Annotated in this window: 12 protein-coding genes; 3 read left to right on the top strand and 9 right to left on the bottom strand. The window is 64.4% G+C overall.

Features of this window, described 5'->3' with window-relative positions:
• Positions 1-5: 5 nt before the first annotated feature.
• The 5 genes from KOL99_RS03710 to KOL99_RS03690 all read right to left on the bottom strand — a co-directional run bounded on the left by KOL99_RS03710 (position 6) and on the right by KOL99_RS03690 (position 5,161).
• A complete protein-coding gene (locus KOL99_RS03710; RefSeq protein ID WP_216509127.1) occupies positions 6-1,088 on the bottom strand; it encodes a hydrogenase large subunit in 1,083 nt (360 codons plus the stop codon).
• Positions 1,085-1,621 (bottom strand): NADH-quinone oxidoreductase subunit C, encoded by a 537-nt coding sequence (locus tag KOL99_RS03705; protein WP_216509126.1) that lies wholly within the window; start codon positions 1,619-1,621, stop codon positions 1,085-1,087. The genes KOL99_RS03710 and KOL99_RS03705 overlap by 4 nt, the downstream gene beginning before the upstream one ends.
• A 131-nt stretch (positions 1,622-1,752) precedes the next feature.
• Entirely contained in the window at positions 1,753-2,664 is a 912-nt protein-coding gene (locus tag KOL99_RS22035) for an NADH-quinone oxidoreductase subunit B family protein (protein WP_216509125.1), read from the bottom strand.
• Positions 2,665-2,891: 227 nt separating this feature from the next.
• Positions 2,892-3,551: a Crp/Fnr family transcriptional regulator gene (locus tag KOL99_RS03695; RefSeq protein WP_216509124.1), complete on the bottom strand. Its 660-nt coding sequence runs from the start codon at positions 3,549-3,551 to the stop codon at positions 2,892-2,894.
• Positions 3,552-3,937: 386 nt separating this feature from the next.
• The gene (locus KOL99_RS03690; protein ID WP_216509123.1) at positions 3,938-5,161 is read right to left on the bottom strand and encodes a hypothetical protein; all 1,224 of its coding nucleotides are present in this window, start codon (positions 5,159-5,161) and stop codon (positions 3,938-3,940) included.
• Positions 5,162-5,522: 361 nt separating this feature from the next.
• On the opposite strand from KOL99_RS03690, the gene KOL99_RS03685 reads away from it, so the two are divergent.
• Positions 5,523-7,247 carry a response regulator gene (locus KOL99_RS03685; protein WP_216509122.1) on the top strand — a complete coding sequence of 575 codons (1,725 nt, stop codon included), beginning with the start codon at positions 5,523-5,525 and terminating at the stop codon, positions 7,245-7,247.
• Between the two features lie 108 nt (positions 7,248-7,355).
• Here KOL99_RS03685 and dcd read toward each other — a convergent pair whose 3' ends face one another.
• From dcd to glmU, 4 genes are all read right to left on the bottom strand, one after another.
• Positions 7,356-7,874 (bottom strand): dCTP deaminase, encoded by a 519-nt coding sequence (gene dcd, locus KOL99_RS03680; RefSeq protein ID WP_216509121.1) that lies wholly within the window; start codon positions 7,872-7,874, stop codon positions 7,356-7,358.
• A 180-nt stretch (positions 7,875-8,054) separates the two neighbouring features.
• Complete coding sequence (locus tag KOL99_RS21970) at positions 8,055-8,279, bottom strand: PIN domain-containing protein (RefSeq protein WP_216509120.1); 225 nt, start codon at positions 8,277-8,279, stop codon at positions 8,055-8,057.
• Between the two features lie 75 nt (positions 8,280-8,354).
• Positions 8,355-10,184, bottom strand: coding sequence for a glutamine--fructose-6-phosphate transaminase (isomerizing) (gene glmS / locus KOL99_RS03670; RefSeq protein ID WP_216509119.1), 1,830 nt, complete (start codon positions 10,182-10,184; stop codon positions 8,355-8,357).
• Between the two features lie 89 nt (positions 10,185-10,273).
• On the bottom strand, positions 10,274-11,647 hold the full coding sequence (glmU, locus tag KOL99_RS03665) for a bifunctional UDP-N-acetylglucosamine diphosphorylase/glucosamine-1-phosphate N-acetyltransferase GlmU (protein WP_216509118.1): 1,374 nt from the start codon (positions 11,645-11,647) through the stop codon (positions 10,274-10,276).
• A 152-nt stretch (positions 11,648-11,799) separates the two neighbouring features.
• Here glmU and KOL99_RS03660 point away from each other — a divergent pair, with 152 nt between their 5' ends.
• Entirely contained in the window at positions 11,800-12,357 is a 558-nt protein-coding gene (locus KOL99_RS03660) for an MXAN_5187 C-terminal domain-containing protein (RefSeq protein ID WP_216509117.1), read from the top strand.
• Positions 12,354-14,207, top strand: coding sequence for a B12-binding domain-containing radical SAM protein (locus tag KOL99_RS03655; protein WP_216509116.1), 1,854 nt, complete (start codon positions 12,354-12,356; stop codon positions 14,205-14,207). The genes KOL99_RS03660 and KOL99_RS03655 overlap by 4 nt, the downstream gene beginning before the upstream one ends.
• Positions 14,208-14,476: the final 269 nt, after the last annotated feature.

Genomic DNA, 14,476 nt, shown 5'->3' with positions numbered 1-14,476 from the left:
GCCCCCTAGCGGTCCGTACAGGCGATGCAGGGATCGATGCTGTTCACGATGAGCGGGATGTTGGCAACCGGCTCCCCTTTCAGCATCACCTTGAGGGCATCCCAGTTCATGTAGGACGGGACGCGCCACTTAAGGCGCACCGGGAAGTCCGAGCCGTCGGTGCGCAGGTAGTACATGAGCTCTCCGCGCGGCGCTTCCGACTTGGCGATCGCCTCCCCCGCCGGGATCTCGGGGAGCGTGTCGGCGCACAGCGGCCCGGCCGGGAGCCCGTCCAGGCACTGTTCGATGAGGGACACCGACTGGCGCGCCTCGGCAAGCCGCACCAGGTTGCGCGCCCGGACGTCCCCCGCCGTTTGCAGCGCCACCTCGAACTCCAGGCGGTCGTAGGCGCCGTAGGGGCTCTTTTTGCGCACGTCGTAGTCGATGCCGCAGGCGCGCGCCACCGGCCCCACCACGGCCCACTCACGAGCCGCCTCGCGCGTCAGCACCCCTACACCGGCGGTGCGCGCCATGATGGCGGGATTGTTCTCGTATTGCAGGTAGAGCTCGTCCAGCGGCTTCTTCATCTCTTCCATCCGCCCGGCCAGGTAGGCGGCGGAGTCGGCATCGAGGTCGTAGCGCACCCCACCGATGACGTTGGCGGCCAGGTCCATCCGGTTGCCGTAGATCGCCTCCTTGGCGCGCTGCATGATCTCCCGGATCTCCATGACGCGCCGAAAGAGCGTGGTCTCGCCGATCACGTTGGCCTGCACCGCGCAGCAGAAGAGGTGCGAGGCGATGCGCTTGATCTCGTCGGCCACGGCGCGCAGGTACTCGGCCCGCTCGGGGATGGCGATGCCGGCGACGTCCTCGACCGCCGCGCAGAAGGTGCTGGGATGGCTGTTGGAGCAAAGCGAGCAGAGGCGCTCCAGGAGGGTGATGTTCTGGTAGAGGTTTCGGCGCATCACCAGGTGCTCCATGCCGCGGTGCACCTGACCCGGCATGACGTCGAGGTCGGCCACCCGGTCCCCTTCCAGTTGCACCCGGAAGTACATCGGCTCCTCGAGGGCCAGCTGGTGCGACCCCAGTTCGATGATCTTCGTGCTCATGCGTCCTCCCGTGCGCCGGCCATGACCTTGTCCCAGAGTGCCTTGCTGGTGGCCGCGTTGGTGAATGTCGAGTACGGGACCAGGCGCTCGAACGGGGCGTGGGGGAGCGAGTGATCGAGGAACAGGCGCCTCGGGTCGGGGTGCCCCACCACCTGCACGTCGTAGAGCTCCATCAGCTCCCGCTCCTGCCAGTCGCAGTTGCGGAAGATGGGGGTAAGCGACGGGACGCGCGACCACTCCAACGGGAGGATGACGGTGAGGGTCAGCGTGGCGCCGTCCAGGTCGAAGTGGTAGGCGATCTCGCGTTCGCCCTTCTCCTGGGCCCGTTCCGGCAGGTAGGCGGTGACCATGGCGAGCCGCCCCTGCAGTTCCGCCACGGCACGCGCCGCCGGAAGCAGCGCCACGCCGGAAGGAAGCCGGCACCAGCCGGTCAAGACTCCCTTCCGGTCCCGGCGCCACGCCACCTCGGTCTGCTCCCCTGCAGCGCCCGCCAGGGCGGCGGCAACATTATGGATAAATTGGTCGGGGTACAATCTTCCACCACCGGCGTCCACAATCCCCTTTCCCTCCGGGAGAGGGTCAGGGTGAGGGGAAGTTTCGGGTCCCCTCTCCCGGGTGGAGAGGGGTAACGGGAGATTGTCGCTCGCGGGACTGGTGCGGTCGCTCATCGTCTGGGCACTCCTATGCTCATGCGCTGCCGGCAGGTCGGGCAGAGGTTTTTCAGTTTCTCGATCTCGGGGTTGGGGCGGCGGAAGGCGGCGTGCAGGAGCTGCGGGGCGGCCGGGATGATGGGTTCGCCGCAGCCGGCGCAGGGCGCGTAGGGAACCTCGCCCCGCTCGATCTGGCGGAAGGCGTCGGTGGCGCGGTGGTCGAGGCGCCAGTCGCCGGTGACGGAGAGGGCGCCGGTGGGGCAGTAGTGGCTGCACAGGCCGCAGAAGACGCAGCTGTTGTGCCAGAGGGTGAGGCGGACGCTTTCGTCTCGTTCCTCGAAGCGGATGGCCCCAGCGGCGCAGACGTGGCGGCACATGCGGCAGTCCACGCAGGCGGCGGCGTCAAAGCTGAGCCTGCCCCGGGCGGGAAAGTTGTCGGTACCTGGTTTGCCGGGTTGCTTCCGGTCACCCGGCAGCCGAGTCGGCTCCGACCCCTCGCGGCGGGCGCGCCGGATCTCCAGTGCTTCGCGGATCCCCTCCAGCAGGGCCTGCGGGCGCGGCGGGCAGCCCGGGACGTTCACGTCGACCGGCAGGTGCCGCTCGAGCGGGCCGTCCACCGCGTAGCTGTCGCGGAAGACGCCCCCGGATACCGGGCAGACGCCCACGGCGACGGTGACCTTGTCCCGCGGCGTCGCAGCGTGGAGGCGCAGCACCTCTTCCCTGGCGCGGACGGTGAGCGGGCCGGTGACGAGGACGATGTCCGCCTCGTGCGCCGACTCCGTGTAGCGGCAGCCCAGTTGTTCCACGTCGAATTCGGCCACCGCCGAGGTCACCGCCAGCTCGACGTCGCAGCCGTTGCAGGACCCGGTGTTGATGCGAAACAGCCCTACCGGCTCGGCCGCGCTTCCTGGTTCGTGGATAGCCATCGTTCTCTCCTCGTTGCGGACACGTTGCAGCATGGCCGGCAATGTAGGAGAAAAACGGCGCGCGGTCTGTCGGGGAGCCGACAATTGGGGATTTTTTTGTGAATTCTCTCCCAGGGGGAGAGGGAGTGCGGACCGGTTCACCTTGCGAGGCGCGTGGATTTGTGAGGAGGGGGATACTTTAGGAAATTGAGGCGAGAGGCGAGGCTATCGACCAAGGGGAAGCGCGCTCACGGAAGTTCCTTCATCTCCTTGAGGGCATCCAGATCCTTGATGAGCAGGGTCTTGCGGTCAATCTTCACCAGCAGGTCGGACTTGATGAAATCGTTGATGATCTGGGAGATGGTCTGGCGGGTGGTACCGATCAGCAGGGCGATGTCCTCGGTACCAAGACCCAGCTGCACCACGGTCCCGTCGGCGGTCACCCGTCCGCGGTCCGCCGCTGCGCCAACCAGGAAATCGACCAGGCGCAGCCGGACGTCCTTGAAGGCAAGCCCCTCAATGGTCTGGATGGAGCTCTGCAACAACTCCCCGAGCACCTTCACCATGGTGAGGGAGAGTTCCGGACAACGGGCGAGCGCCTCGCGGAAGGTGGCGGTACTGCAGACCAGGATCTCCGTCCCCTCCAGCGCCTGCACGAACGCGGGGGTATGGGTGCTGAAGACGTCCCCCTTTTCCAGCAGGGCCAGGGTGAACTCCTTGTCCTCGTAACTGAGGTAGATGCGGAGACGCCCGCTTCTCACCACGAAGACAAGGTTCTTCTCCTCGAACGGGGAATAGACCAGGGTCTTGCGGGCGTAGTGCCGCGGCGTGAAGTGCGCCTGGAAGTCGGAATCGGCGTGGAAGAGCGAGAGGAGGTCCGCATCGTGCAACTTCATCTTGTTCGGCATCACTGGCTCCTTCTTGGGGTACCGGGGCATTATGCCGCAGCGCCTCTGCAAATGGCAAGGCGGCAAACGCCGGAAATCCGTATACACTGGACACTTCGGCGCTTTCCCCGTCCATCCCGCCCACCCCGCCGACTGGCTGAAGCGACCCCACCGAGCCGCGCGCCGCACCGGACAATTGAAGTTAACTGGTGAAAATACCGAGGCGGGAAGTAACGGTAGCGCTCCAGCCCGCCCAGCAATTGCGCCGCGTTACCACCGCCAAAAACAACACCATCGTCCTGCCGCTATCTCCAACCTGGCTCATCTGTCACTCTCCCGCCGGTACTCATGCAGTCCGGTCCGTTCCGGGCGCCGGGAGACACGCATCGGCTCCCGGCGCCCAGGGCTCAGCTCTTCTTGATCTTCAGGGTCAGGGTCGCCCCGTTCATATCGGTCTGGTCGTCGGTGAAGGAACGGCTGTTGTAGCGGTTCAGGTCGTAGATCAGGCGCGCCTTGACGGTGTAGCTGCCGCTGGGCAGCGCGGGGGTCCAGGTGAGGATGCGCTCCTCGCCGGCCCTGATGATGGCCTCATGCGGCCCCTGCGCGTCGGCCTGGCTCGCCGCCACCGCGTCGGGACGCTTCTTGTCCTCTTCCAGGAATTTCCTGTCATCCGGGCGGGGACCGTAGGAGGGGGCGAACATCCATTCCCTGGTCGCCACCGGCTTGCCCATCTGATCGGACACCACGACGTTCAAGTAGATCGCCCGCCGGTTGGAGCCGGTGGGCACCGAGTGCCCGGCACCGATGTTGATCAGGTGGAAGGCGAGATCGGCCTTCCCTTCGGCGGGCTGGCTGATCGCCATGCTGAGCGCGCTGGCCAGCCGCTGCTGCGAACGTCCACCGGTCCACAGGTGCCGCGCCACCGGACGCTCCGGGTTGTCGAAATCCTCGGCCACCTTGCGCATGGTGCGCGGCATGTGGCAGTCCTGGCATTGCAGTCTCCCCAGCCCCGGCTTTAAGAAGTCCTCGCGCCACTCAAGGAAGGTCTGCGTCTGCTTGCCGACCACCCGTTTGCCCATGCTGTGGCAGTAGGCGCACATCGCCGAGGTCTGAATGCCGAGATCGACCACCGTTGCGTGCGGGGCGTAGACGGCATGGGCGGAACGGATCTTTCCTTCCGGGGTGAGGTGGCAGCTCGCACAGGTGATGCCGACCGCCTCCTTGTCCTTGCCGCGTGCCTTGGGCTTGGTCATCTCGACCACGTTGATGTCGGGGATGGCGAACGGTTCGGGATAGTGGCAGGCGTTGCAGGAGCGTCCCTCCTCCTCGGCCTCCCGGGCGTGCACCGGGTACCTTTCAGCGCCGGCAAAGGCGTGCGCGGTAGCAGTCGCCGAAACGCCCGCCGGCATCGGGATCGCCTCCCCCTCCTTCTGCGGGATCGTCGTCGGCTGGTAGTGCAGGTCGCTGCCGAAGCCGAAGGCGAACTCGCGGTAGATCGCCTTGTGACACGTGCCGCAGGTCTCGGAGGGAGTGGCCGTCCCCTGCGGGAACTCCATCCCCGCGGTCAGCGCCGCTCCGGCCAACAGCATGGCAATCGCTCCCGTGCATCCTGAGATGATGGCTATCTTCATGTTTCCTCCTGTAGCGGCCTGGCCGCCTTTGGTACCCCGGGGGTAAGAGTGCGGAGTCGTCCTGACAAAGAAGCCGGAATGGCTGTCACAGTCATCCCAGCCCCGTGATCGTGAATTCCCTGTGGCTGGCTTGGCAACAGCAGAAGTAAAACACCGGAAACGGGATATGCAATTGTCCATGTGCTGACAGAACGGCCGCGAGGTCCGACTCTTAAAACCCGTCACGCCGACACCAGTTCAGAGCCGCTGCCGAACCACCGCTGTGGGCGGCAGCCTGCAACGATGCCTTTCTATCGTCCACTTGTAGCAATCATCGTTTTTGTTAATATCGACTAATACTTTTTTGAACCAGGAGTGAACTATGGCAGCGGGACGCGACATACTGATCGTCGACGACAACGAGGTGGTCACCGGGGTCCTGGTCGATCTTTTCCGCAGGGAAGGGTACGACAGCGCGGGCGTCGCCACCGGTGAGGAGTGCCTGGAAGAGCTCGGGCGGACTCCCTGGAAACTGGTGATGCTCGACGTGCGCCTCCCCGGCATCAGCGGCATCGACGTCCTGCGCGCCATCGGGGACGACCATCCCCGGACCGACGTGATCATCATGACCAGCCACGTCTCCCTGGAGACCGCCGTCCAGGCGATCCGGCTGGGAGCCCAGGACTACCTGTTCAAACCGTTCGACGACCTCGAGATGGTGGTGGCGACCGTGAACCGGGCGCTGGAGCGGCGTCGCCTGATGGAGCAGCGCGAGCAGCTGATACGCATCCTGGCCGATCTCGCCATCGAGAACACCCGGATCCTCGCCGAACTGCGTTCGGCCAACAGCGACCTGGAGGAAAAGGTCGCCCAGCGGACCGCCGAGATCACCAAGGCCAACCTGCAGCAAAAGGCGATCATCGTCGAGTTGAAGGGGGCCAAGGAAGCCGCCGAGGCGGCCAACCGCGCGAAGTCGCAGTTTCTCGCCAACATGAGCCACGAGATCCGCACCCCGATGAACGGTGTGCTCGGGATGGCGGAACTGCTGCTGCACACGGAGCTGGACCAGAAGCAGCGCGGCTACGTCGAGATGCTGCACCAGTCCGGCGAGTCGCTTTTGGGCATCATCAACGACATCCTCAACATCTCCAGGATCGAGGCGGGGAAGCTGGAAATCGAGAAGATCCCGTTCGACCTGCACGAGATCGTGCGGGGAGCGGTGGACCTGTACCGCGAGGTGGGGCGGCGCAAGGGGGTGGCGCTCGAGCTGGAGATCGGGCCGGACCTCCCCCGGCGCGCGCTGGGCGACCCGAACCGGCTGCGCCAGGTGCTGATCAACATCGTCAACAACGCCCTCAAGTTCACCGAGCATGGTTCGGTAACGGTGTCGGCATGCCTGGTCGAGAAAAGCGGCAACGGCCACTACGTCGGCTTCGAGGTGCGGGACACCGGCATCGGCATCCCCGCCGAGTCGGTCGGCGGCATCTTCGAGCTCTTCACCCAGGTGGACGGCTCCGCGACGCGCAGGTACGGCGGGACCGGCCTGGGGCTGGCCATCGCCAAGCAACTCGTGGAGCTGATGGGAGGCGAGATCGGGGTGGAGAGCGAGCCGGGGCGCGGTTCCACCTTCACCTTCATCGTCTATGTGAACGCCGCGCCGGACGCGGAATCGGACGTGGAAGACGACCCGATAGAGCTTGACAACGAATGCGAAGAGACCCTTGCGGCCCAGTGCCACGCCCGCGTGCTCCTGGCCGAGGACAACCCGGTTAACTGCGAAGTGGCCCACGCCATGATGACCGCCCTGGGGTGCCAGGTGGACGTGGCGCAAAACGGGGCGCAGGCGGTGTCGGCCCTGGCGCGCAAGAGCTACGACCTCGTCTTCATGGACTGCCAGATGCCGGAGCTGGACGGCTATGAGGCGACCCGCGCCATCAGGGAGCGGGAACGCGATTCCGGCCGGCACACCCCCATCATCGCCCTCACCGCCCACGCCATGGCCGGATCGCGCGAAACCTGCCTGAGCGCCGGCATGGACGATTTTCTCAGCAAGCCCTTCAAGCTGGGGCAGCTCCAGGAGCTGATTCAAAGGTGGACCGCGGCCTGAGCTGAACGCCTATTCAGCCTGTAGAGTCACAAAAATGGCCGCTGGGGATACCTCCCAGCGGCCACTCCTGCCTCGGCTGTTCGAAGTTCGATTGCCTCGGTTGCAGCGTCAAGGTTTCGCCTGGTCCGCGAACCTCCCTTCATATTTTGCAGCCCCCAGGCAGCGTTCGAAAACGAACTGGCAGATGCGTGTTCCCGGGTAGAGCGCCAGGGTCTTGTGCCCCAGGTTCACGATTTCCAGCACCTGCTGGTTGGAGATCCCCGGCTGCATGAATCCGGCGGTAACGTGGACCGCCAGGCCGAAACGGGCGAAGCGGCTGCGTCCCTCCAGCCAGCCGGCCATGGTTTCGGCCAGCGTGATCCGCTCCCTGGTGATGCCGAGGATCATCTCGCAGGGGGCGATGGTGATGAACTCGCCGTCCGCCACCGTGACCGCTTCCGTTACATCGGCAAAGTCTGACTCGTTGTGCACATGGCAGACCCCAGACTCTTTCTTGAAGATTCTGAATTCGTTGCCCAAGGTTAAATCGAGCGATCCCGGGCCGATCTGAGACTCCTCCAGCGGATCGACGCCTATTTCACCGCGAGCAAGCGCATCCTTTATTTCCTGCCCTATCAAAACCGGCATGTTCCACCTCGTCAGTGCTCATGAAGCTGTGGGATGTTGCAGCGTTTCAATAGTGTACTCGTTAACGTGCCGGAAGCATTCAACCAGGAGATTAAAGTTCCCGAACAACAAAGCGCCGGCCACGATGATCGCGGCCGGCGCTTTCTTTTTATCACCTGTCGTGACTTGATCACGCCGGCTTCATGTCCAAGGGTTGTGAAGGATCAGCCCCTCTATTTGTTCAAAGTCTTTAGTGTTGCGAGTGGCAAGAGAACAGCCGTGGGCCAGAGCCGTTGCCGCTATGAGCGCGTCTTCGGTCGATGTGGCGAAGCCGGCACTGCGTCTTCCGGATACAACCTGGGCATAGCGGTCCGCACCATTTTCATCAAAAGGCAGGCATCTTCCGGCGAACTCGTTGTTAAACATCTCCGCAGCCCCTTCACCTACAAGAAAAGGGAGATAGCGTAAGCTACCTCCCCTTAAGTTCACCTGCGACAGAGCCTATTCGACGGTAACGCTCTTGGCCAGGTTCCTCGGCTGGTCGACGTCGGTACCTTTCAACACGGCGACGTGGTAGGCCAATAGCTGCATCGGGATGGAGATGATGATCGGCATCACTTCCTCGCCGTCCTCCGGAACCTCCAGCGCGACTTCGACCTTGTCCGCCACCTCGACGTCACCCTTGGAGCAGACCGCGATGACGCGTCCGCCACGGGCGATGACCTCTTCCATGTTGGAGAAGACCTTGTCGTAGGTCGCCCCCTTGGGCACCAGCACCACGACCGGCATGTGCTCGTCGATGAGGGCGATGGGGCCGTGCTTCATCTCGCCGGCGGCGTACCCTTCGGCGTGGATGTAGGAGATCTCCTTCAGCTTGAGCGCGCCTTCCAGGGCGATGGGGTAGTTCATGCCGCGGCCGAGGTAGAGGAAGTCGCGGGCGGCCAGGTAGTTCCGGGCCACCTTTTCCACCTGCTCGTTCAGCTTCAAGGCCTCCTCCATGAGGGCCGGGACATGCACGATGGCGGAGATCAGCTTTCTACCCTGCTCCTGGTCCATCGTGCCGCGCGAGCGACCCAGGCGGATGGTGAACAGGTAGAGGGCGATCAACTGGGTGACGAATGCCTTGGTGGAGGCGACGCCGATTTCGGGGCCGGCGTGGGTGTAGATGACGCCGTCGGCCTCGCGGGCGATGGAGGAGTCGACCACGTTGCAGATGGCAACGCACTTGCCGCCGCGGCGCCTGGACTCGCGCATGGCGGCCAGGGTGTCGGCGGTCTCGCCGGACTGGGAGATCAGCATCACCAGGGTCTTGTCGTCGATGACCGGGTTGCGGTAGCGGAACTCGGAGGCGATGTCGACCTCCACCGGGACGCGGCAGTACTCCTCGACAAGAAACTTGCCCACCAGCGCCGCGTGCCAGGAGGTGCCGCAGGCGATGATGCAGATGCGGTTGATCCCCTGCAGATCGGCATCGGTGAGTGCCAGGTCCTCGAGGTAGACGTCCCCCTGCTCCTCGCGCAGGCGGCCGGCGATGGTGTCGCGCACGGCGCGGGGCTGCTCGAAGATCTCCTTGAGCATGAAGTGCTTGTAGCCGCCTTTTTCCGCCATGTGCGGGGACCAGTCGATGTGGCGCGGGGACTTCTCCAGCTTGTCCCCTGCGACGTTGCTGAACTCGGCGCTCCCCCCCTTGAACACCACCATCTCCCCGTCCTCCATGAAGATCATGGAACGGGTATGGGAGAGGATGGCGGGGATGTCGGAGGCGACATAGAATTCGCCGTCACCGAGCCCGACCACCATGGGGGCGCCGTGCTTGGCCGCGATCAGCTTGTCCGGCTCGCTCTCGCTCACGATGCATATGGCGTAAGCACCCTTCAGGATGCTCAACGCCTGGCGCACCGCAGCCTCGAAGCTGCCGCTTTCTTTCAGGTGCTGGTCGATCAGGTGCGCGATGACCTCGGTGTCGGTTTCGCTCTTGAAGACGTGTCCCTGCGCCTTGAGCCCCTCGCGCAGCTGCAGGTAATTCTCGATGATGCCGTTGTGGACCACGACGATGGGACCGGCCTGGTGCGGGTGGGCGTTGATTTCGGAGGGACGGCCGTGGGTCGCCCAGCGGGTGTGCCCGATGCCGACGGTGCCGAGCACCGGGTTGGCGACGAGGAGCTTCTCCAGGTTGGAAAGTTTCCCTTCGCTGCGGCGGATGCTCGCCTTGCCGTCGCTCAGGGTGCAGATACCGGCGGAATCGTAGCCACGATATTCCAGCTTTCTCAGCCCTTCAATGATGATGGAGGTGGCTTCCTGCCGCCCGGTGAATCCAACGATACCGCACATGTATGACTCCGTTTCGTCAATTTGTTAATTAATAACCTGGCTAGGCGCCAAGACGTTACAGGATACCATCTTGGCCGGACGGGCGACAGTTATTTTTTCCTGAGGGTCCACCCTTCCTTGTTCACCTGGGGCGAGCGGGCGATGGCCAGGGAGTCCGCGGGAACGTCCTTGGTGACGGTGGTACCCGCCGCGATCAGGGAGTTCTTCCCGACCGTGACCGGGGCGACCAGCTGTACGTCGCTCCCCACGAAGACGCCGTCCTCGATGACGGTATTGTGTTTCCTGACGCCGTCGTAGTTGCAGGTGATGGTGCCGCAGCCGATGTTGACGTCGCGGCCGATGGTCGCGTCGCCCAGGTAGGTGAGGTGCGAGGCCTTGGACCCCTCGCCCATGAAGGCCTTCTTGGTCTCGACGAAGTTGCCGATCTTCACCTGAGCCGAGAGGACGGTGCCGGGGCGCAGGTGCGCCATCGGGCCGATGGCGGCCTCGGGGCCTACCTTGGAATCCTCCAGCACGCTCCCGGCCTTGACCACGACGTCATCGGCGATATCGCAATCCTCGATCAACGCGTTCTGGCCAATCTTGCAGCGCTCGCCGATCACGGTGTTCCCCTTGATGACGGCCCCCGGGTAGACGACGCTGTCGCGGCCGATCTTGACGCCGCCGTCGATGTAGACCACGGTGGGGTCGATCATGGTGACGCCGGAGAGCATCAGCTCACGGTTGATGCGCCGGCGCAGCACCGCCGCCGCCTCGGCCATCTGGGCGCGGTCGTTGACGCCGGAAATTTCGACGGCGTCGGCGACCGGGTAGCTGCGGCAGGCGAGCCCGCGGGCGTTGGCCTGGCGCACCACGTCGGTCAGGTAGTACTCCTTCTGGGCATTGTCGTTGTCAAGCCTCTCCACCGCCTCGGCGAGGAAGGCGCGGTCGACGCAGTAGACGCCGGCATTCACCTCGCGGATGAGCCGCTCCGCCTCGCTGGCATCCTTTTGCTCGGTGATGGCGACCACCTTGCCCTCCGCGTCCTTGACGATGCGGCCGTAGCCGAAGGGGTTGTCGAAGGTCGCCGTCATCACCGTCACGCACGCACCGCTCCGCTGATGGGCATCGAGCATGGCGCGCAGACTCTCCGCGGTAAGGAGCGGCGTGTCACCGCAGAGGATGAGGACGGTTTCCGCGGCCGCATCGATCTCGGGCATGGCACAGCGCACCGCGTGCCCGGTGCCGAGCTGCTCGGCCTGCAGCGCGAAGCCGACCTCGGCGCGCCCGGCGAAATATTCACGCACCTTCTCCTGCTGGTGCCCCACCACCAAAACGCAGCGCTCGACTCCCGCGGCGAACGCCGCCGCGACGGGCCACTCTATCATGGGCGGGCCGGCCACCGGGTGCATCACCTTGACCAGGTCGGATTTCATCCTGGTTCCCATGCCGGCTGCCAGCACTATTGCGGATATCTTCTTCATCGTCGTCCCCCTTGCCGCTGAGCAAATTGCTCTTTTTTAACAATAATGCCTGGTGAGGTCAAGCTGTTTCACTCCCCGTTTCCGCGTCGCGGATGGCTTTTTACCGTTTACTAAACCGTGACTTACCGCTATAGTCCTCCGGTGGAGGTTTCATGGGTGTCGCCGAGGACATAGCCAAGCTCGAGCTTGACCTGCGCGAACTTGTCATCAAGTACGAGCAGTACTTCTTCGGAATCGAGAAGCGGGAACCGCTGCGCCTGCTCGACGCGGTGGAGCGCGCGGTGCGACGCTACCAGAACGTGAGCATCCCGAACACCAGCCAGAGGTTCAAGTACGACTCCCTGGTCGCCACGCTGAGCGTGCACAAGCAGAAGTGGACCCGCACCAACCGCCTGATCGAGGAGGGGAAGTTTCAGAGGGACCGCTTCCGCATGTCGTTGCACCAGGCCCAACAGGCCGACAAAGGCAGCAAGGCCAAAACCCCGCCCGCTGCACAGGACTCCCAGATCGACTCCGTCTTCAAGCAGTACGTCAACGCGCGCCTCGCCTGCAACCTCCCGGTGGAGAACGTGACCAAGGAGAAGGTGGCCGAGGCGATCAACCGGCAAAAGCCCGTCCTGATGCAGAAGTACGGTTGCCGCGACGTCGACTTCGTCGTGGTGATCGAGGGGGGCAAGCCCACCCTGAAGGCGCGCCCCAAGACTACATGAAAATCACCCTCATTGCCATTCATCCCCACCCTTCTCCGCAAGCGGTGCCGTTGGCCTGTGCCTTTCTGCAGGAGGCGCTCCTCGCCGATAGCGCGCTGCAAGGGAGCGTCGAGCCCCGGATCGCCGAGTTCTTCCTGCAGGACGACCCCGCCCGCTGCGCCGAGGAGATTGCCCGGACCGCTCCCGACCTGGTCGCCTTCTCCATCTACGTCTGGAGTCGCGACCACGCCGTGGCCGTGGCAAGGGAGCTGCGCGCGCTGCTTCCTGGCGTTGTCCTGTGCGCCGGCGGCGCAGAGCCGACCGCCAACCCGGAGGGGCTCCTCGACGAGGGGCTCTTCGACTTCCTCGTACGCGGCGAGGGGGAAGGGTCCCTGGTGCAGGCGGTCCGGTCGCTAGCCACGGGCAGGAAACCGGCGGGCGTTCCCGGCGTCGTGCTGCCGGGAGAACCGGCGGCGTCCCTGCCCGCTTCGCTGCACCTCGACTCGATCCCATCCCCCTACCTGTCCGGGCGGCTCGACCCGAGAAGTGCCGGCGGCGCCCTCTGGCAGCTCTCGCGCGGCTGCGACTTCGCCTGCTCCTTCTGCTTCGACCACAAGGGGAGCGGCGGGGTACGCCGTTTCTCCATGGAGCGCGTCGAGGCGGAACTGCGCCTGTTCGCGCGAGTCAAGGTTCCCCAGGTCTTCGTGCTCGACTCCACCTTCAACAAGGACGCCAGGAGGGCCAAGGAGATCCTGCGCCTGATCCGGAAGGTGGCCCCGGGGATCCACTTCCACTTCGAGGTACGCAGCGAGTTCATCGACGCCGAGATGGCGGAGCTCTTCGCCTCCGTCACTTGCTCGCTGCAGATCGGCCTGCAAAGTGCCGACGCCGCCGTGCTGCGCGGTGTCGGGCGCGGCTTCGACCGCGACGACTTCGTGAACCGCGCCTTCCTTTTGAACCAAAGCGGCGCGATCTTCGGCTTCGACCTGATCTACGGGCTCCCCGGCGACACGCCGCAGCTGTTCCGCGCCTCGCTCGACTTCGCCCTCTCGCTCTACCCGAACCACCTGGACATCTTCCCCCTGGCGGTGCTGCCCGGAACGAGGCTCCACGGGAAGGCGCAGGCACTCGGGGTGCGGCACCTGGCGGCACCCCCCTACACCGTCGTCGCCACTTCCGGTTACACCCCGGAAGAGTTGGCCCAGGCCGGCAGGCTCGCCGCCGCCTGCGACGTCTTTTACAGCCGGGGCAAGGCGGTCGCCTGGTTCAACTCCGTGGTGGCCGCTCTCAGGATGACCCCGAGCGACTTCCTGGCCTCCTTCGCCGCGTTCCTTGGTGAACGCGCCGAAGCGGACATCGCCGAGGAGGAGATCTGGGGGCTGCAGCGAACGTTCCTCGAGCGCATCTTCAAGGAACGGAAGAAGGTGAAACTGCTGCCGCTCGCGCTCGACCTCGCCGACTACCACCATCATTACGCCGCGGCGCTCATGGCGACCCCGCCGACGCCCCCGTCGCCCAAACAGCTGCGCAAGCTCGACCCGCTCACGCAGCCGCTGTCCCTCGCCGCGAGCACGACGCTGGCGCGCTTCAACTACGAGGTGCTGGAGATCCTGGACGCGGGCGAACCGGACCTGGCGGAGTTCACCGCCTGTTTCAACCCCTCGGGGTCCTGCGCCGTCATCTACCCCGCCCACGGCGAAGTCTGCACCGAATCGGTCTCTCCTGCCTATTTCGAGCTTTTGCAGGCGCTGGACGGGAAGCGGGAAGCCAGGATCCTCTGCCGCGGCATCGGCCTTTCCGACGATGAAGCGCACGAGTTCCTGGAATTCGCCCTCGCCGAAGGGATAGTGCAGCCGGCGACACAGAATTAATAAGACCCTTTTACTCCTCTTCACAACCCACCCTACCGCAGCCTGTCACAAATCCCGTATACACGATATTAATAGTCAACCGACACTCATCTACGCCCCACGTCGCTGTCGTAATTTAATAAATACTTGATAACGCCCCGCCGTGTGGCCATATCATTATCAATATAAAACAAGGCGTTGCCTTTGTTTTATTAACCAGGTCACACCTAAGCCACCACAGAGCCACGCCAGATAGAGAACTCAGCAAAACAGCGTTAGCAAAGTTGTAT

The sequence above is a fragment of the Geomonas azotofigens genome, from assembly GCF_018919395.1.
Taxonomy (GTDB): Bacteria; Desulfobacterota; Desulfuromonadia; order Geobacterales; family Geobacteraceae; genus Geomonas; species Geomonas azotofigens.
Note: the sequence above shows the minus strand (reverse complement) of the source record. Positions and strands in the feature narration are given on the sequence as shown.

Bases quoted from the DNA above. Each gene is read 5' to 3' on its own strand.
- KOL99_RS03710 (WP_216509127.1), bottom strand. From the start codon at position 1,088: ATGAGCACGAAGATCATCGAACTGGGGTCGCACCAGCTGGCCCTCGAG.
- KOL99_RS22035 (WP_216509125.1), bottom strand. From the start codon at position 2,664: ATGGCTATCCACGAACCAGGAAGCGCGGCCGAGCCGGTAGGGCTGTTT.
- KOL99_RS03695 (WP_216509124.1), bottom strand. From the start codon at position 3,551: ATGCCGAACAAGATGAAGTTGCACGATGCGGACCTCCTCTCGCTCTTC.
- KOL99_RS03690 (WP_216509123.1), bottom strand. From the start codon at position 5,161: ATGAAGATAGCCATCATCTCAGGATGCACGGGAGCGATTGCCATGCTG.
- KOL99_RS03685 (WP_216509122.1), top strand. From the start codon at position 5,523: ATGGCAGCGGGACGCGACATACTGATCGTCGACGACAACGAGGTGGTC.
- dcd (WP_216509121.1), bottom strand. From the start codon at position 7,874: ATGCCGGTTTTGATAGGGCAGGAAATAAAGGATGCGCTTGCTCGCGGT.
- KOL99_RS21970 (WP_216509120.1), bottom strand. From the start codon at position 8,279: ATGTTTAACAACGAGTTCGCCGGAAGATGCCTGCCTTTTGATGAAAAT.
- glmS (WP_216509119.1), bottom strand. From the start codon at position 10,184: ATGTGCGGTATCGTTGGATTCACCGGGCGGCAGGAAGCCACCTCCATC.
- glmU (WP_216509118.1), bottom strand. From the start codon at position 11,647: ATGAAGAAGATATCCGCAATAGTGCTGGCAGCCGGCATGGGAACCAGG.
- KOL99_RS03660 (WP_216509117.1), top strand. From the start codon at position 11,800: ATGGGTGTCGCCGAGGACATAGCCAAGCTCGAGCTTGACCTGCGCGAA.
- KOL99_RS03655 (WP_216509116.1), top strand. From the start codon at position 12,354: ATGAAAATCACCCTCATTGCCATTCATCCCCACCCTTCTCCGCAAGCG.